This is a genomic window from Lentzea sp. CC55 (assembly GCF_021056325.1).
In the GTDB taxonomy this organism is placed as follows: domain Bacteria; phylum Actinomycetota; class Actinomycetes; order Mycobacteriales; family Pseudonocardiaceae; genus Lentzea; species Lentzea jiangxiensis.
Genome location: NZ_JAJCXE010000057.1, coordinates 161,239 through 181,009, shown reverse-complemented (window position 1 = coordinate 181,009; position 19,771 = coordinate 161,239). Strand labels below are relative to the sequence as shown.

Here is a 19,771-nt window from a genome sequence, read left to right as displayed (position 1 = left end):
TTTCCGGATCAGTTCGCGATGCCCGCGTCCCGCGCCAGCAGAGCCGCCTGCACCCGGTTCGTCAGCCCCAGCTTCGCCAGCAACCGCGACACGTACGTCTTCACCGTCGCCTCGGACATGTGCAGCTTCGCGCCGACGTCCGCGTTCGACATCCCCTGCCCGAGCAGCGCCAGCACCTCGACCTCGCGCTCGGTCAGCCCCTCGACGGCCTTCTGCGCCTCCTGCCGCTTCGGCTGCCCGGACGTCGCCACCATGCCGACCACCCGGGACGTGACCATCGGCGACAGGTACGCCTCGCCGTTGTTCACCGCGCGCACGGCGCGCAGCAGCTCCTCGGGTGCGGAGTCCTTCAACAGGAACCCCGCGGCGCCGTCGGACAGGGCCCGCACGATGTTGTCGTCCTCACCGAACGTCGTCAGCATCACGACCCGCACGGACGGCGCCACCGTCCGCAGCTCGCGGGCGCACGCCAGGCCGTCCATGCGCGGCATGCGGATGTCGAGCACCGCCACGTCCACGCGGCGTTCGCGCACGACCTGCAGCGCCTCGCGGCCGTCGCCGGCCTCCGCCACCAGCTCGATGTCGTCGGCGGTGCCGAGGATGGCCTTGATGCCGGCGCGCATCAACGGCTCGTCGTCGGCGATGAGCACCCGGATCATTGACCAGTCCTCTGAACGTGGATCTTCTTCTCGACCAGCTTGCCGTCCCGGAAGCAGAAACGCACCACCCTGGTGCCCTTCGCGAGGTACGACTGCTCGTCGGTGATGTGGTAGACGCAGCGGGCGCCGGGTGGCTCCGGGGAGGCCTGCGACTTGCGTTCGCCGTCGGCCACCAGGGGTTCGTCGCCGTTCGGGAGCAACGCGCGCACGTCGGCCTCGGGCTGGCCCTCCTGGATCTTGTCCAGGTTCTCCTGCGAGACGACCTCGGTCACCGGTTGCGCGCCGAGGTACGTGAAGCCGCCGATGATGATCGCCAGCACCACGGACGCGCCCGCGATGGAGCCGACGCCCGCCCACTTGCGGATGCCGCGCGGCGACTCGGTCTCGTCCTGCTCGTCCTCGGGCTCGTCGGGGAGCGCGGTCTCCTCGTACGGCAGCACGGCGGCGATGCGGAAGCCACCGGACGGCAGCGCGCCCACGTGCAGAATGCCGCCCGCCACGCGCACGCGTTCCGTCAGGCCGATGAGGCCCACGCCCGGTGCGCCGCTCGGGGAGCCGTTGCGTGACGGGTTGTTGCGGACTTCGACGACCAGGGCGTCCGGCTCGTACTTCACCGTCACCTGCACGGCCGCGCCCGGCGCGTGCTTGGCGGCGTTCGTGAGGCCCTCCTGCGCGACGCGATAAGCCGCGTGAGAGACACGGGACGGCAAAGGGTGTGCTTGTCCGCCGCGCACCAGACTGACCAGAACACCGGCCTTGCGCGCGTCGGTGACCAACGAGTCGATGGACTCCGCGGTGCGTGTCGCCGGGTCGTCGTCGGGACCGTCCTCGGCCCGCAAAACGCCGATGATCGCCCGCAGCTCCCCCATGCCGGTCAGCGCCGCGGAGCGCAGCACCCCGATCGCCTCGCGCTGCTTCTCCCCCAGCGACGGGTCCAGCGCCAGGGCGCCGGCGTGCACCGAGATCAGGGAGAGCCGGTGGCCGAGGCTGTCGTGCATGTCCTGGGCGATGCGGCTGCGTTCGCGCAGGCGGACCTGCCGCGACAGCATCTTGTGCTCGCCGCGCATGCGCGCCTCGCGGTCCTGCATGGCCTGGACGAGCGCCTCGCGCTGCGCGAGGTACCGGCCGACGAGGAACGGCAGCGCCACGCCCACGCCGAAGATCGTGATGAGGATGAGCATCCCGTAGACGGGGTCGAACTCGAGCGGGCGCGCGTCCCAGTCCCACAGCAGGACCACGACGACGAACGTCAGCGCGGTCGACGCGACGGCCTTGACCCACGACTCGATCCGGCGGCCCGCCGTGTAGCTCAGCACGACCATCGTCGCGGGTCCGAGGAACGGCAGCGCCGCACCTCCGATCATGGTCGTCGCCGGGAACAGGTGCCGCAGCGGCAGCAGCACCACGTAGACGGCGGCGATGCCGGCGATCGACCAGCCCGTCGCCTTCGTCTCGGCCCACGGGCCCGGCCACACGTCCAGCAGGAGCGCGGCGACCATGACGACCAGGTCGCCGACCAGGCGCACCACGGTCAGGCCGCGGAACCGGGCCAGGGCGTCGGCGCGGAACGCCTCGGCCCTGGTCCGCACAGCAGTAATCACGCTCTCAAGCTACGAGACGTCCCATGTCCGCGCGGCACGCTGGAGTATCGGAAACCAGCGACGAAAGTTGACTACCCGGCCAGCTTCGCGGCTGATCCGGCCCTGCGCGCCCGCCAGGAGGCGAGGACGACGCCGATGATCAGCAAAAGAGCCGTCGCGGCCACCATCAGCGTCGAGAGCGCGACGATCTCCGGCGAGATGCCGCGCTTCGACGCCTGCGCGTAGACGAACACCGGCAGCGTCGTCGAGCCGACACCGGTCAGGTACGACGAGATCACCACGTCGTCGAACGACAGCAGGAACGCGAACGCCGCACCGGCCACGACCGCGGGCGCCACCAGCGGCAGCGTCACGGTCCGGAACGCCACGAACGGCGACGCCCCGAGGTCGGCCGCCGCCTCCTCCAGCCGGGCGTCCATCCCGGACACCCGCGACCGCACCACGACGACCACGAAGCTCAGCGAGAACGCCACGTGCGCGAACAGCAGCGCCCCGAACCCGAGCGGCACACCGGCGAGCTTCACGAAGAACCCCAGCATCGCCACGCCCAGCACGACCTCGGGCACCACGAGCGGCAACGACAGCAGCACCGTCCAGAGCCCGCGGCCGGGGAACGCCCGCCGCAGCCCGAACGCCGCCAGCGTCCCGATCACCGTCGAGATCAGCGCGGACGACAGGGCGAGCTGCAAGGTCAGCCGCAACGAGTCGAACACACGCGTGTCGTCCACCAGCTCCGCGTACCACTGCAGCGAGAACCCGCTGATGCGAGACAACGACCGCGAGGAGTTGAACGACGCGATGGCGAGCCACGCGATCGGTGCGTACAAGAACAGGAACACCAGCGCCACGACAGCGCCGAGTGCCCACGGACGACGGTTCACAGCACGTCCTCCCCGCGCCGTCCGCGCAGCGCCAGCACCACCACGACGAGCACCAGCAGCAGCACCGCCATCGCCGAGCCCAGCGGCCAGTTGTTGCCGCCGCGGAACTGGTCGTCGATCACCGACCCGAACGTCGACTGCTCCACCCCGCCGAGCAACCTCGGCGTCACGAAGTCACCGGCCGCGGGCACCAGCACCAGCAGCGACCCGGCCAGCACACCGCTCATCACCCCCGGCAGCACGACGCGGAAGAACGTCGACACGCGCCCGTGACCGAGGTCGTGGGACGCCTCCACCAGCCGCACGTCGAACCGCTCGCAGGCCACGTAGAGCGGCAGCACCATGAACGGCAGGAAGCCGTACGTCAGGCCGAGCACCACGGCGCCGTGGGTCAGCAGGAAACCGCCGTCCCGGTCCAGCCCGACCCAGCCGAGCACGGTGTTCACGAGCCCTTCGCCGTCCAGCAGCGCCTTCCACGCGTAGATCCGCGCGAGGTAGCTCGACCAGAACGGGATCAGCACCGCCGCGAGCAACGCCGTCCGGTAGCGCCCGCCGTGCCGCGCGATGAACCACGCCAGCGGGAAGCCGAGCACCAGGCACAACAGCGTGGTCGCACCGGCGTACAGCAGGGTCCGCCCGAAGATCGGCAGGAACGCCGGGTCGAGCGCCGTCAGGTACGCCTGCGCCGTCCACGGCAGCACCGCGCGGGCGACCCCCGTGTCCCTGGTCGCGAAGCTGAACTCGACGACCACGACCAGCGGCGCGATCAGGAAGATCCCCAGCCAGATCCCGGTCGGAGCGAGAAGGGCGTTGGCCTTCAGCCAGCGTCGGAGCACGGGCCGCATCTTGCCACCGCACCGGCCTGAACATTCGTGTACCGTTGTGAACATGAGTGTTCACCTGCTTCAGACGGCAACGTCTGTGCTGCTCAAGGACCCGACGGCCTCGCTGAGCGACGTCGCGCGGGCCGCCGGTGTCGGCAGGACCACACTCCACAAGCGGTTCCCGACCCGCGCGGCGCTGGTCCGCGCCGTCGCGAGCGACGCGCTCGACCTGATCCACTCGGTCGCCCGCGAGGTCGACTTCGGCTCCGACGAGGCGCTCGAAGACCTGGTCACCCGCCTGGTCGCGCTGGGCCCGCGGGTGGAGTTCCTGCTCCGCTTCCCCGGCCTGGAACGCGACGAGGAACTGGCGGCCCGCATCCGCGAGATGGACCGGCCCGTGCTCGACCTGATCACCCGGCTGCAGGGCACGGCGCTGCGCCACGACCTGCCCGCGTGGTGGATCCTGCAGACCCTCTACGCCGGGCTCTTCAACGCCTGGGAGGCGATCAGCGACGGCCGTCTCGCGCCGCTGGACGCTCCCCGGTTCGTGCTCACCACTGTGTTCGAGGGGGTAGCAAGTGCTGGACCAGCTGACCGGACATGAAGACCCGCACCCGATCTACGAACGACTCCGCGCGCAGGGACCGCTGACGCGGGACGACGGGATGTGGCTCACGACGAGCCACGCGCTGGCCAACAAGGTCCTGCGCGACCGCCGCTTCGGCGTCCGGTTCGCCGACGGCGGCTACCCCGCCGGCGGCAGCCTGCTGCCCGACTCGTTCCTGGAGCTCGATCCCCCCGACCACACGCGGCTGCGCAGGCTCGCCATGCCGGCGTTCAGCCCGAAGAAGATCGACGAGTACCGGGCGCGCGTGGAGAAGGTCGCCGACGCGTTGCTCGACCGCGACGAGTTCGACCTGATCGCCGACTTCGCGGCGCCGCTGCCGATCTCGGTGATCAGCGACCTGCTGGGCATCCCCGACTCCGACACCGCGGAGTTCGCCGACTACGGCGCGCTGGTCGCCGCGTCGTTCGACTCCGGTGTCACGCCGGAGATGTCCGAGGCCCACGGCAAGGTGCTCGCGCTGTTCGACCGGCTCATCGCGGAACGCCGCAGGACGCCCGGCGACGACGTGATCAGCTCGCTGGTCGCCGCGGAGGCGGAGCGGAGGCTCACCGCGCAGGAGATGCTCGGCACCCTGGTGCTGTTGCTGGTCGCGGGCTTCGAGACCACGGTGAACCTGATCGGCAACGCCACCCGTGCGCTGCTCGACCACCCCGCGCAGTGGAGGTTGTTCAAGGCCAACCCGGACCTCGCGCCCGACGTGGTCGAGGAGACGCTGCGGTGGGCGCCGCCGGTGCAGCTGACCAGCCGGATCGCGCACGAGCGGGTCGACGCGATCGGCAAGGACGAGGTGGTGACGCTCCTGCTCGCCGCCGCGAACCGCGATCCCGAGGTCTACCCCGAGCCGCACAAGTTCGACGTGATGCGCGTGCACAAGCCCGAGCACCTCGCGTTCTCCAGCGGCATCCACTACTGCCTGGGCGCGACGCTCGCGCGCATGGAGGGCGACGTGGCGTTGCGCGCGCTGGCCCGCCGCATGCCGGATCTGCGGCAGACGGGTCCGGTGACGTTCCGCGACTCGGTGGTGATCCGGGGCATGAGGTCCATGCCGGTCAGCCGGTCTTGACCTTCGTCCAGGCGTCGGCGTAGAGCGCTTCGGCGTCGCCGCCGAGGTCCTTGGTGAACGGGAGCTTCGCCAGCTGCTCGTCCGGCGGGTAGACCACCGGGTCGTTCAGCAACTCCTTGTCGATCAACGGCTTCGCGGCGGCGTTGGGGCTGCCGTACCGGACGGCGTTGGACAGCGCCGCGCCCGCCTCCGCGCCGAGGATGAAGTCGATGAACCGGTGCGCGTTCCCGGCGTGCGGCGCGTCCTTCGGGATGACGAGCAGGTCCACGTAGGACAGTCCGCCCTCCGCCGGGATCGCGTAGCCGACGTCCTCGGTGGTCTCGCGGGCCTGGAACGCGTCACCGGAGTACGCCTGCGCGAGCCGCACCTGCCCCGACGTCAGCGGTTCGATCACGTCCGAGGTGATCTGACCGAGCTTCTTCTTGAGCGACAGCAGGAAGTTCGCGGCCTCGTCGATCTGCCGCGCGTCCGTGGTGTTCGGGTCGTGGCCGAGCTTGAGCAGGCCGATCGCCATGCCGTCGCGGGCCTCGTCGAGGATCGAGCTGCGCCCCCTGGCGTTCGGCAGGTCGAAGGCGTCGAAGCCGGTGACCTCGCCGCCGAGCTCCGCCTTCGAGTACGCGAGCCCGGTCGTGCCCCAGGCCCACGGCACGGAGTACCGGTTGCCGGGGTCGTACTCGGCCTCGGCGAACCGCGGCTCCAGGTTGCGCAGGTTCGGGATCGCGTCGTGGTCGAGCGGCTGCAGGAGCCCGGACCGCAGGAACCGGCGCAGGAAGTTGTCGCTCGGCACCACCAGGTCGTACCCGGCCTGCCCGGACGCGATCTTGGCTTCCATCTCGTCGTTGGTCGAGAAGTTGTCGTACGTGACCTCGATGCCGCTCGCGGACGTGAAGGCGGGCAACGTCTCCGGCGCGATGTAGTCGGTCCAGTTGTAGAAGTTGAGCTTCGGCTCGTCCAGCAGGTTCGCGGCCTTGGCGGCGCCGCCGGAGCCACCGGAGTTCGTCGGCGCCGGACCGACGGCGCACGCCGCGAGGGCGAAGAACGCCATCGAGCCCAGCATCGTGCGCCGGGTCACCCGCGGGCTGTCGACGTCCCACAGCCGGGCGATCCGGACCCGGTCAGCCATCCGAGCCCTCCAGCAGCACGGTGAACTCCGGGTCCCACGCCATCCGCACCGGCTGGCCCGGCGCCCCCGCGTCGTCGATGCGCTGGGCGTTCTGCACGAACGCCGACAGCACGCCGGCGGGCGTCTCGACCACGAACTGCGTGGAGACGCCCGTGTAGACGACGTCCTGGACGACGCCCCTGAGCACGCACCAGCCCGCCGGGGGCTCGGCGGACTCGTCGAACAGGTGCACCTTCTCCGGGCGGACGGTGGCGGCGACCTCACGGCCGTGGCCGACGCTGCCGGAGAACTTGGCGCGCAGGTGCTCCGCCCCCGGCGCACGGAGGGCGGCGAACTCACCGTCCACACCGGACACGACGGCGTCGAGGATGTTCGAGGTGCCGATGAAGCCGGCGACGAACCGGGTCGCGGGGCGCTCGTAGACGTCCTCGGGGTAGCCGACCTGCTCGATCTTGCCCGCGTTCATGACCGCGATGCGGTGCGACAGGACCAGCGCCTCTTCTTGGTCGTGCGTGACGTACAGGAACGTCGTGCCCACCTCGCGCTGGATGCGCATCAGCTCGATCTGCAGCTCCTTGCGGAGCTTGGCGTCGAGCGCGCCGAGGGGTTCGTCGAGCAGCAGCAGCCGGGGCCCGGCGGCCAGCGCACGGGCGATGGCGACGCGCTGCTGCTGACCGCCGGAGAGCTGCGCGGGCCTGCGCTTGGCGAACTGCGAGAGCCGCACGAGCTCAAGGTGCTCGCCGACGCGCTTCTTCAACTCGTCGCCGCGGATCTTCTTGCGCTTGAGGCCGTAGGCGACGTTGTCCCACACCGTCATGTGCGGGAACAGCGCGTACGACTGGAAGACGGTGTTGACGTCCCGCCGGTGGGGAGGGACGCCGACCATGTCGTTGCCGTCGAGCTCGATGCGGCCCTCGTCCGGGTCGGCGAACCCGGCGATCATGCGCAGCACCGTGGTCTTGCCGCAGCCGGACGGGCCGAGGACGGAGAAGAACTCGCCCTCGTGGACGTTCAGCGAGACGCCGTCGACCGCCACCTGGTCGGAGAAGCGCTTGCGCACGCCGTGGAGACCGATCTCGACGGGGGCGAACGTGTCCGGGGCGGAGGCCTCGGCGGGGGAGAAGCCGGTCAAGTCGAGGCGCCTTCGAGGTCGGACGGGTGGGGCCGCGCTGAGCCTAGACCGGCGCGACCTCGCCCGTCAGTCGTGCGCGCGCGACCTCACACATCCGTCCCCGCCCACATGTGCGACGATGGCCTCGTAATCCGGATGAGCAGTGGAGGAAACCGTGGCCACGTCCTCGGAACTGGACAAGCGTCCTGCCGTCGACCCGCACGAGGAGCCGTCGGCCGAGTGGGGCTGGCACGGCACGTTCCCCAAGGGCACCCGCATCGCGGGCTGGCTCTCCGCGATCTTCTGCTTCCTGATGCTGATCGGCAACCACCACGGTCAGACCGAGAACATCTGGCTCGTCGCCTCCGGTGTCTCGATCATCGCCCTGCTGCTGTGGGACGCCGCGCGCCGCAAGAAGCCCTGGCGCCGCTAGAGCGTCTTCAGCACGATCTTGCCCTGGGTGCGACCCGTCTCGCCCAGGGCATGCGCCTTTTCGGCGTCCTCCAGCGGGAACGTCGCGTCGACGTGCACCCTGAGCTTCTTCGACTCGACCAGCGCGGCGATGGCCTCGAGCCCCGCGCGGTCGGGTTCGACCAGGATCGGGCTCGTCCTGATGTCGTCGCGGGTCTGCATGTCCACCCGGGACGGCACGCCGACGAACAACCCTCCGGACCGCACCGGGGCCGGTGACGCGCCGCCGACCAGGTCGACGTACAGGTCGATGTCCGTGCCCTGGTAGTCACCCTTGGTGTAGTCGACCACCTCGTCGGCGCCGAGGTCCTTCAGGAACGCGTGCTTCGGCTCGCGCGCGGTGCCGATGACGTACGCGCCGTGCGCCTTCGCGATCTGCACGGCGAGGTGACCAACGCCACCCGCCGCGGCCGAGATCAGCACCTTCTGCCCTTCCCGCAGGTCAGCGGTGTCGATGAGGACTTGGTGCGCGGTCAGGGCGGCGAGGGGCAGCGCGGCCGCCTCGACGTGGGTGAGGCTCTTCGGCTTCTTCGCGAAGTGCCGCGACGGCGCGGTGACGTACTCGGCGTAGGCGCTCGCGGCCCGCGGGAACCACGGCATGCCGTAGACCTCGTCGCCGGGCTTGAGGGTCGTGACGCCGAAGCCGACCTCCTCGACCACGCCGGAGACGTCCCACCCGTTGATGAACGGGAACGTCTGGAGCCCGGCCATGCCGCTGCCGGCGCGGGTCTTCCAGTCCACCGGGTTGACACCGGCCGCGTGGACCCTGACCAGCACCTCCGTCGGAAGCGGCGTGGGCTTGGGCACCTCGGTGAGGGTGAGGGGGCCGCCGAACTCGTTCTGGGTGATCGCTCGCATGCCCTCAATCCTGGGAGAGCAGGTCACCTTTGGCAACCAGGCACTGTTTTGTGCACTGGGTACCTGGTAGAAACTATCCGTGATCAGGGACGTTTACCTCAGGATGTGCCCGTGCCGCGACCTGCTGGACATGGTCGCGTCCAAGTGGACGGCGTTGGTGATCGGCGACCTCGAGGACGGGCCCAAGCGGTTCGGTGAGCTCAAGCGCCGGTTGGAAGGCATCAGCCAGAAGATGCTCACCCAGACGTTGCGCACCTTGGAGCGCGATGGGCTCGTCACGCGCACGGTCTACCCCTCGGTGCCGTTGCGCGTCGAGTACGAGCTGACCGAACTCGGGCGCAGCGTCACCGAGCCGCTGGCCGCGCTGCGGTTGTGGGCGCAGCGGAACTACGAGTCCGTCGCCGAGGCGAGGGAGACGTTCGACCGCTCGGAGCCGGTCGGCCTGGAGCCCGCCACGACCCGCTGACCTGGGCGGTCAGGCGAGCACCCAGCCCTGCACGAACTCCTGCGGGTAGCCCTCGCAGCCCGCCACCGAGTCGAAGTGGTGGCCGCCCATGTTGCAGCGGTGCAGCGGCAACGAGGCGACGTCGGCGGGTTTGGCGGTGAAGACGTGGCCGAGGACGCCGCCGTAGCGCTTCTGGCCCTCGCACCCGTCCGAAGCCGACGTCATGCGGTCTTCCGAGTTGTTGATGATGCAGCTGTACAACGGCTTCGTGCCCGGCTCCGGCTTGGCGAGGAGCTTGCCCAGGCCGCCGGTGTTCTCCACCGTGAAGCCGGGCGGCACGGCGATGTTCGGCGTTCCGCTGTAGTGCCAGCCGTTCGCGTTGCGGTAGCGGGAGAACGCCAGGGTCTCGCGCGGTGGCTTCGGCGGTGTCGTGGTCGGCTGGGGCTGCCCCGCCTGCGAGGTCTGGGACGGCTTCGACACCTGCGTGGACGACGGCGCCGCGCTGCTGCTGCTCGGAGCCGCACTGCTGCTGCTCGCCGTGCTGGAGGGCGTGCTGCTCGCCGTCGAGGACGGTTGCGCGGGAGCCGGACCCTGTTGCGCGGCAGCGGCTTCGCCCTGCCTCGTCTCGGGCTTCACCAGGAAGACGGCGGCCAGGGCGACCACCACGACGACCGCCGCCGCACCGGCGAACAGGCCGACCTTCCTGCGCGACCCGGGTTTCTCGTCGCTCCAGTCGTCCCGCGTCGCCGCCTGCGGCACGACGTGGCCGGTGACCGGTTCGATGACGACGGTCTGCTCGGACGGCGTCAGCGGCTTCACGACGCTGGTGCGGTTCTCGAGCCGTTCGCGCAGCTGGGCCGCGGTGAGCCGCCGGGTGTCGTCCTGGGCCAGCAGCGCCATGATCGTGTCCGCGAGCGGGCCCCTGGTGCGCTGGAGGACCGGCTCCTCGTACATGATCGCGTGCATCGTCGCCGCGGTCGTGTCGCGCTGGAACGGAGAACGCCCCTCCACGGCGTGGAACAGCGTGGCGCCCAACGCCCAGAGGTCGCTTGCCGGCGAGGGTTGCTTGCCCGCGAACAGCTCCGGCGCCATGTAGCCGGGCGAGCCCATGACGCCGCCGGTCGCCGTGAGGCCCGGGTCGTCCATCGCGCGGGCGATGCCGAAGTCGGCGAGCTTCACGCGTCCGTCCGGCAGCACCATGATGTTGCTGGGCTTGACGTCCCGGTGCACGATCCCCGCCGCGTGCGCCGCCTCCAGGGCGTTGAGGGTCTGCAGGCCGATGTCCGCGACCTCGTCCTCGGTCAGGGCCCTGCGGGTCATGACCTCGGAGAGCGTGGGCGCCTCGACCAGCTCCATGACCAGGTACGTGACGCCGTGCTCGACGATCACGTCGTAGATGCCGACGACGTTCGGGCTGTTCAGGCGCCCCGCCGTGCGTGCTTCCCGCAGCACCCGCTCGGTCTCGCCGGTCCGCAGCTCCTTGAGCGCGACCTGCCGGCCGATGACCCTGTCCTCCGCCAGCCAGACGACCCCCATGCCGCCCCGGCCCAGCTCCCTGAGCGTCGCGTACCTGCCCGCGACCAGCCTCGTCGAATCCCCCACGAGGCCGCATGGTAGCCGCACGGTCGTGGCGGCAGGTTCCTGTCCGGCCGGTTCCAGTCGTTCGCCGACCGGAGCGACAGCCCTAGACGCAGGCCCAGCAGTAGAGCCGCTCGCCGTTCTTCCGCGCTTCGGAGGCGAGGTCCCGCAGCTCTGCCAGGACCTCGGCGAGCACGGCGGCCTCGAACCCCTCCAGCTCCTCGATCCCGGCCCACCGCACCGAGACCTCGTCCAGGTCACCGGCGGCCGCGAGCCCGTCCCGCAGGCCGTCGGTGACCGCGAGGACCGCCACGTTCCCGTCGTGTTCCACGGCAACGCCGTGACCGCACCTCGGGTCTCGGACGACCTCGGTGTAGGGGCGGCCGGTCAGCAGCTCCTCCAGCTGTCCCATCACCACGACGGGGTCGATCGACTTGGTCTCGACCGTCCTGAACAGACCCACCGGCCCGTCCTCGATCGCGGTGGCCGCGAGCTCGTCGGACGGCGCGGCGAAGTAATCGCAGAACACTCCCATGAACGGAGCTTCGCAGAACTGCGCCCCGGCGTCAGGCGTTCACGCCGACTCGGTGATCGTCGCAGCGGACGACGTGCAGCCAGTCCCAGTCCCGCTCGACCGCGACCTCCGCGCAGCAGTGCCGGCCGGGGTTCTCGTGGATCCAGCGCGGTCCGTCCTCGACCAGCCACCGCCACTGTTCGCCGGTGAGCGCGAACGCCTTCCGGCTCCCCGTGAGGAACACCGTGTGAGCCGCGACGTGGTGCCGCACCACGTCGCGGTAGGTGCGGCGCAGCGGCTGGTGGTCCGGCGTGAGCAGGCTCTCGACCGGCGGGAACCCCCTGCTCCGGACGACGTGCGGCCTCCCCCGCCCGAGCCGCGCCCGCACCTCTTTCCACAGCGACGGCGGAAACCCGAGGCTGTGGTGCATCAACACGAGATCCAGCAACGGCTCGCCGTCCTCCTCGAACGACCGGCACTCGTACTCGCTCTGCCGCAACGGCAGGTACACCAACGTGCGCGGCGACCGCATCGCGAACTCCCACGCCATCGCCAGCTCACGAGCAGCCACCTTGTCGACGAGCAGCTCCGCGTTGCGGAACGCGTCGTCCGAGATGTACATCGACACGTGCCGCAACGGTGTGGCAGGCCGCACGACCCGGTACTCGTCCCGTCCCACCCTGACGGTGCTGATCAGCGTCCGCCAGCGCGCCCCTTCGAGCTTCATCGGCGCGTGCTCACCCGGTGCTCGTCGCAGTACACGACGTGCAACCAGTTCGCGTGCCTGCCCTTGGCCGTGATCTCGGCGCAGCAATGCGTGCCGGGGGCCTCGTGCATGTGTCGCGGGCAGTCCTCCACCAACTGCCGCAACGCCTGCCCGCCTGCCTGGAACGCGGCCTTGCCACCGATGACGAACACGGTGCCTTCCACGATCTCGGCGCGCAGCTCGTCCCTTTCCCACTCCGGCGACGGGTGCGCCCGAGGTAGTCCACGGGAGAAGACGGTGTGCGGCCGCCCACCCCGAAGCCTGGACCGCACGTCCCGCCACGTCGAGAGGCGGAACCCGAGGCTGTGGTGGAGCAGAACGAGGTCCAGCGCAGGTCCGTCGTTGCCACGGCACTCGCAATCGCTCTGCCGCAACGGCAGGTACACCAGCGTGCGTGGCGACCGCATCGCGAACGCCCACGCCATCGCGATGTCGAGCGCCGACGCCTTGGTCACACACGACTCGACGCCCATGTACCCCTCGTACAGCGGCGCGTGCTCCAAGGGCTTGGCGGGCTGCACGACCCGGTACTCCTTGGGCCCCAGTCGCACGGAGGTGACGAGCGTGCGCCACCGCGTCTCTTCGAGCTTCATCGGCGCGTGCTCACGCGGTGCTCGGGGCAGTACTGGACGTGCAACTGCTCCCTGCTGTCCATGCCCTTCGCGACGATCTCGGCGCAGAAGCCTTCCCGCTGCCTCTCGTGCATGAGCCGCGGCCAGTCCTCGACCATGTCCAGCAGCTCCTCGCCGGTGGCCGCGAACGCCTTCCGGCTGCCGGTGAAGAAGGCGGTGTCGGCCGCGAAGTGGTAGCGGAGGTCGTCTTCGAAGTCGCGGCGAAGAACCTCCCCCCGCCGCAGCGCACCTCTCGGCAACCCCTGGCACACAACGGTGTGCGGCCGTCCACCCCGGAGCCTGGCGCGCACTTCCTTCCACCGCGACGCGGCGAACCCCAAGCTGTGGTGCAACAACACGAGATCGACGGAGATGTCGCCGTCGCCGGCGTACATCCGGCATTCGCGGTCGCTCTGCCTCAGGGGCAGGTACACCAGCGTGCGAGGCGACCGCATCGCGAACGCCCACGCCATGGCCAGCTCGCGCGCCGCCGCCTTGTTCACCGTGACGCTCACGCCGCACGACGCGAGGTGCATCGACGCATGCGCGACCGGCCGGGCAGGCTGCACCACCCGGTACTCGTCGCGGCCCAGCCGCACCGTGCTGACGAGCGTGCGCCAGCGCTCCCCCAGAAGTTTCATCGCGGGGAACGGTAAGAGCCGCAGTGGACCTCAGCGACTGATTTTTCGCCGGCGCACTTGGTCGAAGACAGGACTGGCGGCTCCGCGCCGGATCAACGGCAGACGGTCAGCCCTCGGCGGCCAGCTGACCGCAGGCCGCCGCGATCTCCTGCCCGCGCGTGTCCCGCACGGTGCACTCGACACCCTGCTCCCGGACCCGCCGCACGAACTCCCGCTCGACGGGCTTCGGCGACGCGTCCCACTTGGACCCCGGAGTCGGGTTCAGCGGGATCAGGTTCACGTGCACGAGCTGCCCGAGGTGCTTGCGCAGCTTCTTGCCGAGCAGGTCGGCGCGCCACCCCTGGTCGTTGATGTCGCGGATCAGCGCGTACTCGATCGAGACGCGGCGCCCGGTCTTGTCGGCGTACCCGCGGGCGGCCTCCAGCACCTCGGCGACGTTCCACCGCGTGTTGACCGGCACCAGCGTGTCGCGCAGCTCGTCGTCCGGCGTGTGCAGCGACACCGCGAGGCGGACCTGCAGGTTCTCCTCGGTCAGCTTCTTGATCGCCGGCACGAGCCCGACCGTCGACACCGTCACGTGGCGCTGCGAGATGCCCAGGCCGTCCGGCGCCGGGTCGCAGATGCGGTGAACGGCCTCGAGGATGCGCTTGTAGTTCGCGAGCGGCTCACCCATGCCCATGAAGACGATGTTCGACAGCCGGCCTGGGCCGCCGGGCAGGTCGCCGTCGCGCATGGCCGCGGCACCCATCCGCACCTGGTCCACGATCTCCGCGGTCGACAGGTTGCGCTGCAGGCCGCCCTGGCCGGTCGCGCAGAACGGGCACGCCATGCCGCACCCCGCCTGCGACGAGATGCACAGCGTCGCCCGGTCCGGGTAGCGCATCAGCACGGACTCGATGAGCGTGCCGTCGTGCGCGCGCAGCAGCGTCTTCGCCGTCGTGCCCTCGTCGGTGGTGACCTTGCGCACGACCGTGAACAGCGGCGGCATCAGGTCCGCGACCAGCTTGTCGCGCGTCGCGGCCGGGATGTCGGTCATCTCGGCCGGGTCGACGGTCAGGCGGCTGAAGTAGTGGTTCGACAGCTGCTTGGCCCGGAACGGCTTTTCACCCAGGGCCGCGACGGCCTCGGCGCGTTCGGCGGGCGACAGGTCGACGAGGTGGCGCGGCGGCAGGCCGCGCTTGGGCGCGTCGAAGACAAGGGGAAGCGAGGTCATAGCACATCTAGTGTCCCACGAACTCAGACAACACAAGACCGTTGCATCGCGATAGGTTCCGATATATCGTTAACGACATGATGATGAGACCACACCACCGAGAACACCACCACAGGCACCGCCACGGACCCTTCGGGGGCGGCGGCAGGGGCAGGGGCGGCCGCCAGAGGCGCGGCAACGTCCGGGCGGCGGTTCTGTCGTTGCTGGCAGAACGGCCGATGCACGGCTACGAGATCATCCAGGAGATCGCCCGGCGCACCGGCGGCGTGTGGAGCCCGAGCCCCGGCTCGGTCTACCCGACCCTGCAGATGCTCGCCGACGAAGGCCTCATCTCCTCGGCGGAGGACGGGGGCAAGAAGCTGTTCGACCTCACCGCGCACGGCAGGACGGAGCACACGGCCCCGCCCTGGCGCGACATCGAGATCCAGCAGGACCCGGTGGACGGCGAACTGCGCACAGCGGTCCGCCTGCTCGGCGCCGCGATGGAGCAGATCTCCCACGCGGGCACGCCGGAGCAGAAGGCCCGCGCGGTCGAGCTCTACAACGACCTGCGGCGCAAGCTCTACGCCATCCTCGCCGAGGAGTGACCTACCACCGGTCGTGCACGTGCGGCCGGATCAGCTCGTCGTACACGGCCTCGACGGCCTTGCCGTCCACCGGCTCCAGGTCAGCGGCCTGCGAGTTGGCGCGCGCCTGCTCCACGTTGCGGGCACCGGGGATCACCACCGTGACACCGGCCTGGTCCACGATCCACCTGAGCGCGAACTGCGCCATCGTGGCGCCTTCCGGCACCAGCGGCCGCAGGCGTTCCACCGCCTCCAGGCCGACCTCGTAGGGCACCCCGGAGAAGGTCTCGCCGACGTCGAACGCCTCACCGTTGCGGTTGTAGTTGCGGTGGTCGTCCGCGCCGAAGGTCGTCGACCTGTCGTACTTCCCGGTCAGCAACCCGGAAGCGAGCGGCACCCGCGCGATGATCGCGACCCCCGCCTCCGCGGCCCTGGGCAGCACCTCCTCGAGGGGCTTGAGCCGGAACGCGTTCAGGATGATCTGCACGCTGGCCACGTGCGGGCGCCTGATCGCCTCCAGCGCCTCCTCGACCTTCTCCACGGACACGCCGTAAGCGGCGATCCGCTGCTGCTCCACCATCTCGTCCAAGGTGTCGTACACCTCGTCACGGCTGTACACGGCCGTGGGCGGGCAGTGCAGCTGCACGAGGTCCAGCGTGTCGACACCCAGGTTGCGGCGGCTCCGGTCGTTCCACGCGAGGAAGTTCTCCCGGCTGTACCCCTCCGCGACCTGCGCCGGCAGCCGTCGCCCCATCTTCGTGGCGACGAAGATCCCGTCGTCCTTGCGCTCCTTCAGGAACCGCCCGACGAGCGTCTCGCTGCGACCGTCGCCGTACACGTCGGCGGTGTCGAAGAAGTCGACACCCGTGTCGGCGGCGGCGTGCAGCAGCGCGAGCGCGTCGCTCTCGTCCACCTCGCCCCAGTCCGCGCCGAGCTGCCAGCACCCCAGCCCCACGACGCCGACCTGGCGGTTCAACCTGCCTGCGTTTCGCTTCTCCACGAATCGAGCCTAGTCCCGATCACACGATCAGACCCTTCGGCTTGCGCCGCACGTGCACCCGGTACCCGACCGGGAAGCTCACCCCGCTCACCGAGGCGATCGCCCGCTCGGCCACCTTCGCCGAGAACTCGATGCGCAGCACGGCCTCCAGGTCCTCGCGACTTTCGAAGCGCCACTGCGCCACGACCCGCCGCAACGAAAACCCGTTGTCCGCGAAGAACTTCTCCACCACCACGGGGTCGTAGCGCGGCTCGTCGGCGAGCAACCAGGGCCCGTACGGGTCGGCCAGCCCGTCGAGGTCGACGATCACCAGCGCACCCCCGGGCCTCAGCACCCGGTCAGCCTCCCGCATCCCCGGCTCGCACCCCGGCCCGAAGAAGTAGGCGGTGCGGGCGTGCACCAGATCAGCGGACGCGTCGTCGAGCGGGAGCCCCTGGGCCGGGCCGGACACGACGCGGGCGTTCGGCAGCGAGGCCACCCGCTGCCTGGCCCGCACGACCAGCGGCGGGTGCGGTTCGACGCCCGTGACGGACTTCGCGGTGCGCGCGAACAGCGGCAGGTGGAACCCGTCACCGCAGCCGACGTCCACGACGTCCCTGCCGTCAAACGGACATTCTTCGCTTATCACAGCCCAAATCGCACCGTGGACGTCCTGCGCGCGGTTCTCGACCTCGTAGACGTCCGGCCAGTGCCAGATGTTCGGACTGGGCACGACGTCTGCCGGACGCACCGCGTTCAGCGCCGCCCGCACGAATCCCCTCACGAAGCCACTGTAGGGCCTCCATTTCCCGGCGACCGTACGAATTCGCCCGATCACGGCGTAGCGTGTTGACATCTCTTTCCCCTGCAGGAGGCGGCTGTGTCCATCGCGCCCAACACGCCCAAGCTCGCGCCGTTGCTCTCCGGAAGTCCGTGCTGGGTCGAGAGAACCGTCGACGACCTCAAGGGTGCGATCGAGTTCTACACCGGCCTGTTCGGCTGGCACTACGCCGACGACGCCGGCTACACCGTCGCGATGGTCGACGGCATCCCCGTCGCGGGCTTACCCCAGGGCGATCCGGAAGGGTGGCGGTTGTACCTGGTCACACCGCATGCGCGTGCCACCGCGGAGAAGGCCTTCCACCTCGGCGGGACCGTGCTGCGCAACCCCGAAGACGCCGCCGACCACACGCAGAGCACCGTGATCGCCGACCCCACCGGCGCCGTCGTCGGCTTCCGCCACGTGCCGCCGGACTGGCGGTTCGGCACGGGAGGCCACGGCTCGTACGCGTGGGCCGAGCTGAACACCCGCGACGGCGCCGCGGCGGACGAGTTCTTCGGCGAGCTGTGCAACTACGACATCACCCAGATCGGCGACGGCCAGCGCCTGGACTACGCCTCCTGGTCCATCGAGGGGACGGAGGTCATCGGGCGGCAGAAGATGGGGCGCGAGTTCCCCTACGGAGAGCGCTCCCACTGGATGGTCTACTTCAACGCGGCGCCGGAGATCGGCATCGACTCGGTGGCGTACCGCGTGCTCGAGCTCGGCGGCCGGGTGACCGTCGAGCCCTACGACACCCCGTTCGGACGCATCACGGTGGTCGAGGACCACGCGGGAACGGCCTTCTCGGTGATCGACCCGTCCCGCGTGATCGAGGCCGAGCCGCGCACCGAGGTGGACGACCCGTTCGACGACTGATCGGGGTCTACGGCACGAACAGGTGCAGCAGCAGCCAGGAGGCGACGGCGGACGGCAGGAGCGAGTCCATCCGGTCCATCAGCCCGCCGTGGCCGGGCAGCAGCGTGCCCATGTCCTTGATGCCGAGGTCGCGCTTGATCAGCGACTCGACCAGGTCGCCCGCGGTGGCCGTGACGACGAGCGCGGCACCGAACAGCGCGCCCTGCCACCACTGGCCGTCGAGCAGCGTAGACACCGTGATCGCGCCACCGACCACACCGGCGGTCAGCGAGCCCGCGAAGCCCTCCCAGGACTTCTTGGGGCTGATCGTCGGCGCCATCGGGTGCTTGCCCAGGAAGACACCGGCCGCGTACCCGCCGACGTCGGACAGCACGACACCCACGATGAACGCGAACACGCGGCCCACGCCGTCGTCGGGCACGACGAGCATGGCCGCGAACGCCGCGAACAACGGCACGTACGCGACGGTGAACACCGACGCGCTGAGGTCGCGCAGGTAGCCGTCCGAGCCGCCCCGGAACCGCCAGATCATGCACACCAGCACGGTGACCACGAACGCGGTCATCATGCCGGCGCGCTCCAGCGGCCAGGACAGCCAGAGGATCGCCTGGCCGCCGATCAACGCCGGCCAGAAGGCGACGTTGATGCCCGCCTTCTTGAAAGCGGTGGCGATCTCCCACGTCGACACCGCCACGGCGGCCGCGACGATGGCGATGAAGGTCTCCTTCACCGTCAGCAACGACGCGATGATCACCGCGCCGAGACCCACGCCGACCAGGATCGCCGCCCGCAGGTCACGTCCCGCGCGCGACGGCTTCGACGCGGGCGCGTCCGCGGGACCGCCTGCCACCTGTGCTCCCATCACGACCTCCGCCCGGCCAGGGCAATCACGCCTTCGGCGACTCGGCCGGGCGAACCATCAAGGGGGATCAGACTTCGAGAAGCTCGGCTTCCTTGTGCTTCACGAGCTCGTCGACCTGCGCGACGTACTTGTGGGTGAGAGCGTCGAGCTCCTTCTCACCACGGGCGCCGTCGTCCTCGCCGACCTCGCCGTCCTTGACGAGCCGGTCGATCTCTTCCTTCGCCTTGCGGCGGACACCGCGGACGGAGACGCGCGCGTCCTCGCCCTTCTGCTTGGCGACCTTCACCATGTCCCGGCGGCGCTCCTCGGAGAGCTGCGGGATGACGATGCGGATGATGCTGCCGTCGTTGCTCGGGTTGACGCCCAGGTCGGAGTCCCGGATCGCCTTCTCGATGGCGTTGAGCTGGCTCGCGTCGTACGGCTTGACGACCGCCATGCGCGCCTCGGGGACCGTGATGCTGGCCATCTGGTTGAGCGGCGTCATCGAGCCGTAGTAGTCGATGTGAATGCGGTTGAACATCGAGGGAGTCGCACGACCGGTTCGAACGGAGGAGAGGTTCTCCTTCGCGACCGAAACCGCCTTTTCCATCTTCTCCTCGGCGTCGAGGAGGGTCTCGTCGATCACGACTGCTCCTTGCTCTGCGTGTTCGTGCCCAATTCCCGGTCCTGGAGAGATCC

General features: G+C 70.0%; 23 protein-coding genes. 6 read left to right on the top strand and 17 right to left on the bottom strand.

The genetic code is table 11. The annotated features are described in order from the left end of the window. Positions 1 to 8 precede the first annotated feature (8 nt). The 4 genes from L6E10_RS39290 to L6E10_RS39275 all read right to left on the bottom strand — a co-directional run bounded on the left by L6E10_RS39290 (position 9) and on the right by L6E10_RS39275 (position 3,977). Positions 9 to 659, bottom strand: coding sequence for a response regulator transcription factor (locus tag L6E10_RS39290; RefSeq protein WP_236225233.1), 651 nt, complete (start codon positions 657 to 659; stop codon positions 9 to 11). Then, positions 656 to 2,260, bottom strand: coding sequence for a histidine kinase (locus L6E10_RS40105; RefSeq protein WP_236225232.1), 1,605 nt, complete (start codon positions 2,258 to 2,260; stop codon positions 656 to 658). Before L6E10_RS40105 ends, L6E10_RS39290 begins: the two co-directional genes overlap by 4 nt. A 71-nt stretch (positions 2,261 to 2,331) precedes the next feature. Continuing rightward, positions 2,332 to 3,141: an ABC transporter permease gene (locus L6E10_RS39280; RefSeq protein WP_236225231.1), complete on the bottom strand. Its 810-nt coding sequence runs from the start codon at positions 3,139 to 3,141 to the stop codon at positions 2,332 to 2,334. After that, a complete protein-coding gene (locus L6E10_RS39275; RefSeq protein WP_236225230.1) occupies positions 3,138 to 3,977 on the bottom strand; it encodes an ABC transporter permease in 840 nt (279 codons plus the stop codon). Before L6E10_RS39275 ends, L6E10_RS39280 begins: the two co-directional genes overlap by 4 nt. Positions 3,978 to 4,029: 52 nt before the next feature. Between L6E10_RS39275 and L6E10_RS39270 the strand changes: the two genes are divergently transcribed. Continuing rightward, positions 4,030 to 4,569 carry a TetR/AcrR family transcriptional regulator gene (locus tag L6E10_RS39270; RefSeq protein WP_236225229.1) on the top strand — a complete coding sequence of 180 codons (540 nt, stop codon included), beginning with the start codon at positions 4,030 to 4,032 and terminating at the stop codon, positions 4,567 to 4,569. Further along, positions 4,544 to 5,656, top strand: coding sequence for a cytochrome P450 (locus tag L6E10_RS39265; RefSeq protein WP_236225228.1), 1,113 nt, complete (start codon positions 4,544 to 4,546; stop codon positions 5,654 to 5,656). Before L6E10_RS39270 ends, L6E10_RS39265 begins: the two co-directional genes overlap by 26 nt. Here L6E10_RS39265 and L6E10_RS39260 read toward each other — a convergent pair. Both L6E10_RS39260 and L6E10_RS39255 read right to left on the bottom strand, forming a co-directional pair. Next, on the bottom strand, positions 5,643 to 6,779 hold the full coding sequence (locus L6E10_RS39260; RefSeq protein WP_236225227.1) for a spermidine/putrescine ABC transporter substrate-binding protein: 1,137 nt from the start codon (positions 6,777 to 6,779) through the stop codon (positions 5,643 to 5,645). The genes L6E10_RS39265 and L6E10_RS39260 overlap by 14 nt on opposite strands. Next, positions 6,772 to 7,911: an ABC transporter ATP-binding protein gene (locus L6E10_RS39255; RefSeq protein WP_236225226.1), complete on the bottom strand. Its 1,140-nt coding sequence runs from the start codon at positions 7,909 to 7,911 to the stop codon at positions 6,772 to 6,774. The genes L6E10_RS39260 and L6E10_RS39255 overlap by 8 nt, the downstream gene beginning before the upstream one ends. Positions 7,912 to 8,065: 154 nt before the next feature. Here L6E10_RS39255 and L6E10_RS39250 point away from each other — a divergent pair, with 154 nt between their 5' ends. Next, positions 8,066 to 8,323, top strand: a complete 258-nt coding sequence (locus L6E10_RS39250; RefSeq protein WP_236225225.1) for a DUF2631 domain-containing protein — start codon at positions 8,066 to 8,068, stop codon at positions 8,321 to 8,323. On the opposite strand, the gene L6E10_RS39245 is transcribed toward L6E10_RS39250, so the two are convergent. After that, entirely contained in the window at positions 8,320 to 9,219 is a 900-nt protein-coding gene (locus tag L6E10_RS39245) for an NADP-dependent oxidoreductase (protein WP_236225224.1), read from the bottom strand. The genes L6E10_RS39250 and L6E10_RS39245 overlap by 4 nt on opposite strands. Positions 9,220 to 9,322: 103 nt before the next feature. Here L6E10_RS39245 and L6E10_RS39240 point away from each other — a divergent pair, with 103 nt between their 5' ends. Further along, positions 9,323 to 9,685 (top strand): helix-turn-helix domain-containing protein, encoded by a 363-nt coding sequence (locus L6E10_RS39240; protein WP_236225311.1) that lies wholly within the window; start codon positions 9,323 to 9,325, stop codon positions 9,683 to 9,685. A 9-nt stretch (positions 9,686 to 9,694) separates the two neighbouring features. Here the strand turns inward: L6E10_RS39240 and L6E10_RS39235 are convergent, their stop codons facing one another. The 6 genes from L6E10_RS39235 to rlmN form a co-directional block, all read right to left on the bottom strand. Continuing rightward, entirely contained in the window at positions 9,695 to 11,266 is a 1,572-nt protein-coding gene (locus L6E10_RS39235) for a serine/threonine-protein kinase (protein WP_308102980.1), read from the bottom strand. Between the two features lie 82 nt (positions 11,267 to 11,348). Beyond that, the gene (locus tag L6E10_RS39230; RefSeq protein WP_236225223.1) at positions 11,349 to 11,777 is read right to left on the bottom strand and encodes a hypothetical protein; all 429 of its coding nucleotides are present in this window, start codon (positions 11,775 to 11,777) and stop codon (positions 11,349 to 11,351) included. 31 nt (positions 11,778 to 11,808) lie between these two features. Continuing rightward, on the bottom strand, positions 11,809 to 12,483 hold the full coding sequence (locus tag L6E10_RS39225; RefSeq protein ID WP_236225222.1) for a hypothetical protein: 675 nt from the start codon (positions 12,481 to 12,483) through the stop codon (positions 11,809 to 11,811). After that, the gene (locus L6E10_RS39220; RefSeq protein ID WP_236225221.1) at positions 12,480 to 13,115 is read right to left on the bottom strand and encodes a hypothetical protein; all 636 of its coding nucleotides are present in this window, start codon (positions 13,113 to 13,115) and stop codon (positions 12,480 to 12,482) included. The genes L6E10_RS39225 and L6E10_RS39220 overlap by 4 nt, the downstream gene beginning before the upstream one ends. Continuing rightward, positions 13,112 to 13,774, bottom strand: a complete 663-nt coding sequence (locus tag L6E10_RS39215; protein WP_236225220.1) for a hypothetical protein — start codon at positions 13,772 to 13,774, stop codon at positions 13,112 to 13,114. The genes L6E10_RS39220 and L6E10_RS39215 overlap by 4 nt, the downstream gene beginning before the upstream one ends. Before the next feature lie 106 nt (positions 13,775 to 13,880). Beyond that, positions 13,881 to 14,987, bottom strand: a complete 1,107-nt coding sequence (rlmN, locus tag L6E10_RS39210; protein WP_236225219.1) for a 23S rRNA (adenine(2503)-C(2))-methyltransferase RlmN — start codon at positions 14,985 to 14,987, stop codon at positions 13,881 to 13,883. Between the two features lie 77 nt (positions 14,988 to 15,064). On the opposite strand from rlmN, the gene L6E10_RS39205 reads away from it, so the two are divergent. Beyond that, on the top strand, positions 15,065 to 15,574 hold the full coding sequence (locus tag L6E10_RS39205) for a PadR family transcriptional regulator (RefSeq protein WP_236225218.1): 510 nt from the start codon (positions 15,065 to 15,067) through the stop codon (positions 15,572 to 15,574). Position 15,575: 1 nt separating this feature from the next. On the opposite strand, the gene L6E10_RS39200 is transcribed toward L6E10_RS39205, so the two are convergent. Together L6E10_RS39200 and L6E10_RS39195 are read right to left on the bottom strand one after the other, a co-directional pair. After that, a complete protein-coding gene (locus L6E10_RS39200; RefSeq protein ID WP_236225217.1) occupies positions 15,576 to 16,553 on the bottom strand; it encodes an aldo/keto reductase in 978 nt (325 codons plus the stop codon). A gap of 19 nt (positions 16,554 to 16,572) precedes the next feature. After that, complete coding sequence (locus L6E10_RS39195; RefSeq protein WP_236225216.1) at positions 16,573 to 17,316, bottom strand: class I SAM-dependent methyltransferase; 744 nt, start codon at positions 17,314 to 17,316, stop codon at positions 16,573 to 16,575. Positions 17,317 to 17,412: 96 nt separating this feature from the next. Here L6E10_RS39195 and L6E10_RS39190 point away from each other — a divergent pair, with 96 nt between their 5' ends. Beyond that, a complete protein-coding gene (locus tag L6E10_RS39190) occupies positions 17,413 to 18,231 on the top strand; it encodes a VOC family protein (RefSeq protein ID WP_236225215.1) in 819 nt (272 codons plus the stop codon). A gap of 7 nt (positions 18,232 to 18,238) precedes the next feature. On the opposite strand, the gene L6E10_RS39185 is transcribed toward L6E10_RS39190, so the two are convergent. Then, positions 18,239 to 19,093: a phosphatidate cytidylyltransferase gene (locus L6E10_RS39185; RefSeq protein WP_090095471.1), complete on the bottom strand. Its 855-nt coding sequence runs from the start codon at positions 19,091 to 19,093 to the stop codon at positions 18,239 to 18,241. Between the two features lie 67 nt (positions 19,094 to 19,160). After that, entirely contained in the window at positions 19,161 to 19,718 is a 558-nt protein-coding gene (frr, locus tag L6E10_RS39180) for a ribosome recycling factor (RefSeq protein WP_236225214.1), read from the bottom strand. Between the last annotated feature and the right edge of the window lie 53 nt (positions 19,719 to 19,771).

Coding starts and splice junctions, on each gene's coding strand:
- L6E10_RS39215 (WP_236225220.1), bottom strand. CDS start 13,774: ATGAAACTTCTGGGGGAGCGCTGGCGCACGCTCGTCAGCACGGTGCGG.
- L6E10_RS39225 (WP_236225222.1), bottom strand. CDS start 12,483: ATGAAGCTCGAAGGGGCGCGCTGGCGGACGCTGATCAGCACCGTCAGG.
- L6E10_RS39185 (WP_090095471.1), bottom strand. CDS start 19,093: ATGGGAGCACAGGTGGCAGGCGGTCCCGCGGACGCGCCCGCGTCGAAG.
- L6E10_RS39220 (WP_236225221.1), bottom strand. CDS start 13,115: ATGAAGCTCGAAGAGACGCGGTGGCGCACGCTCGTCACCTCCGTGCGA.
- L6E10_RS39240 (WP_236225311.1), top strand. CDS start 9,323: ATGTGCCCGTGCCGCGACCTGCTGGACATGGTCGCGTCCAAGTGGACG.
- rlmN (WP_236225219.1), bottom strand. CDS start 14,987: ATGACCTCGCTTCCCCTTGTCTTCGACGCGCCCAAGCGCGGCCTGCCG.
- L6E10_RS39260 (WP_236225227.1), bottom strand. CDS start 6,779: ATGGCTGACCGGGTCCGGATCGCCCGGCTGTGGGACGTCGACAGCCCG.
- L6E10_RS39230 (WP_236225223.1), bottom strand. CDS start 11,777: ATGGGAGTGTTCTGCGATTACTTCGCCGCGCCGTCCGACGAGCTCGCG.
- L6E10_RS39205 (WP_236225218.1), top strand. CDS start 15,065: ATGATGATGAGACCACACCACCGAGAACACCACCACAGGCACCGCCAC.
- L6E10_RS39245 (WP_236225224.1), bottom strand. CDS start 9,219: ATGCGAGCGATCACCCAGAACGAGTTCGGCGGCCCCCTCACCCTCACC.
- L6E10_RS39270 (WP_236225229.1), top strand. CDS start 4,030: ATGAGTGTTCACCTGCTTCAGACGGCAACGTCTGTGCTGCTCAAGGAC.
- L6E10_RS39290 (WP_236225233.1), bottom strand. CDS start 659: ATGATCCGGGTGCTCATCGCCGACGACGAGCCGTTGATGCGCGCCGGC.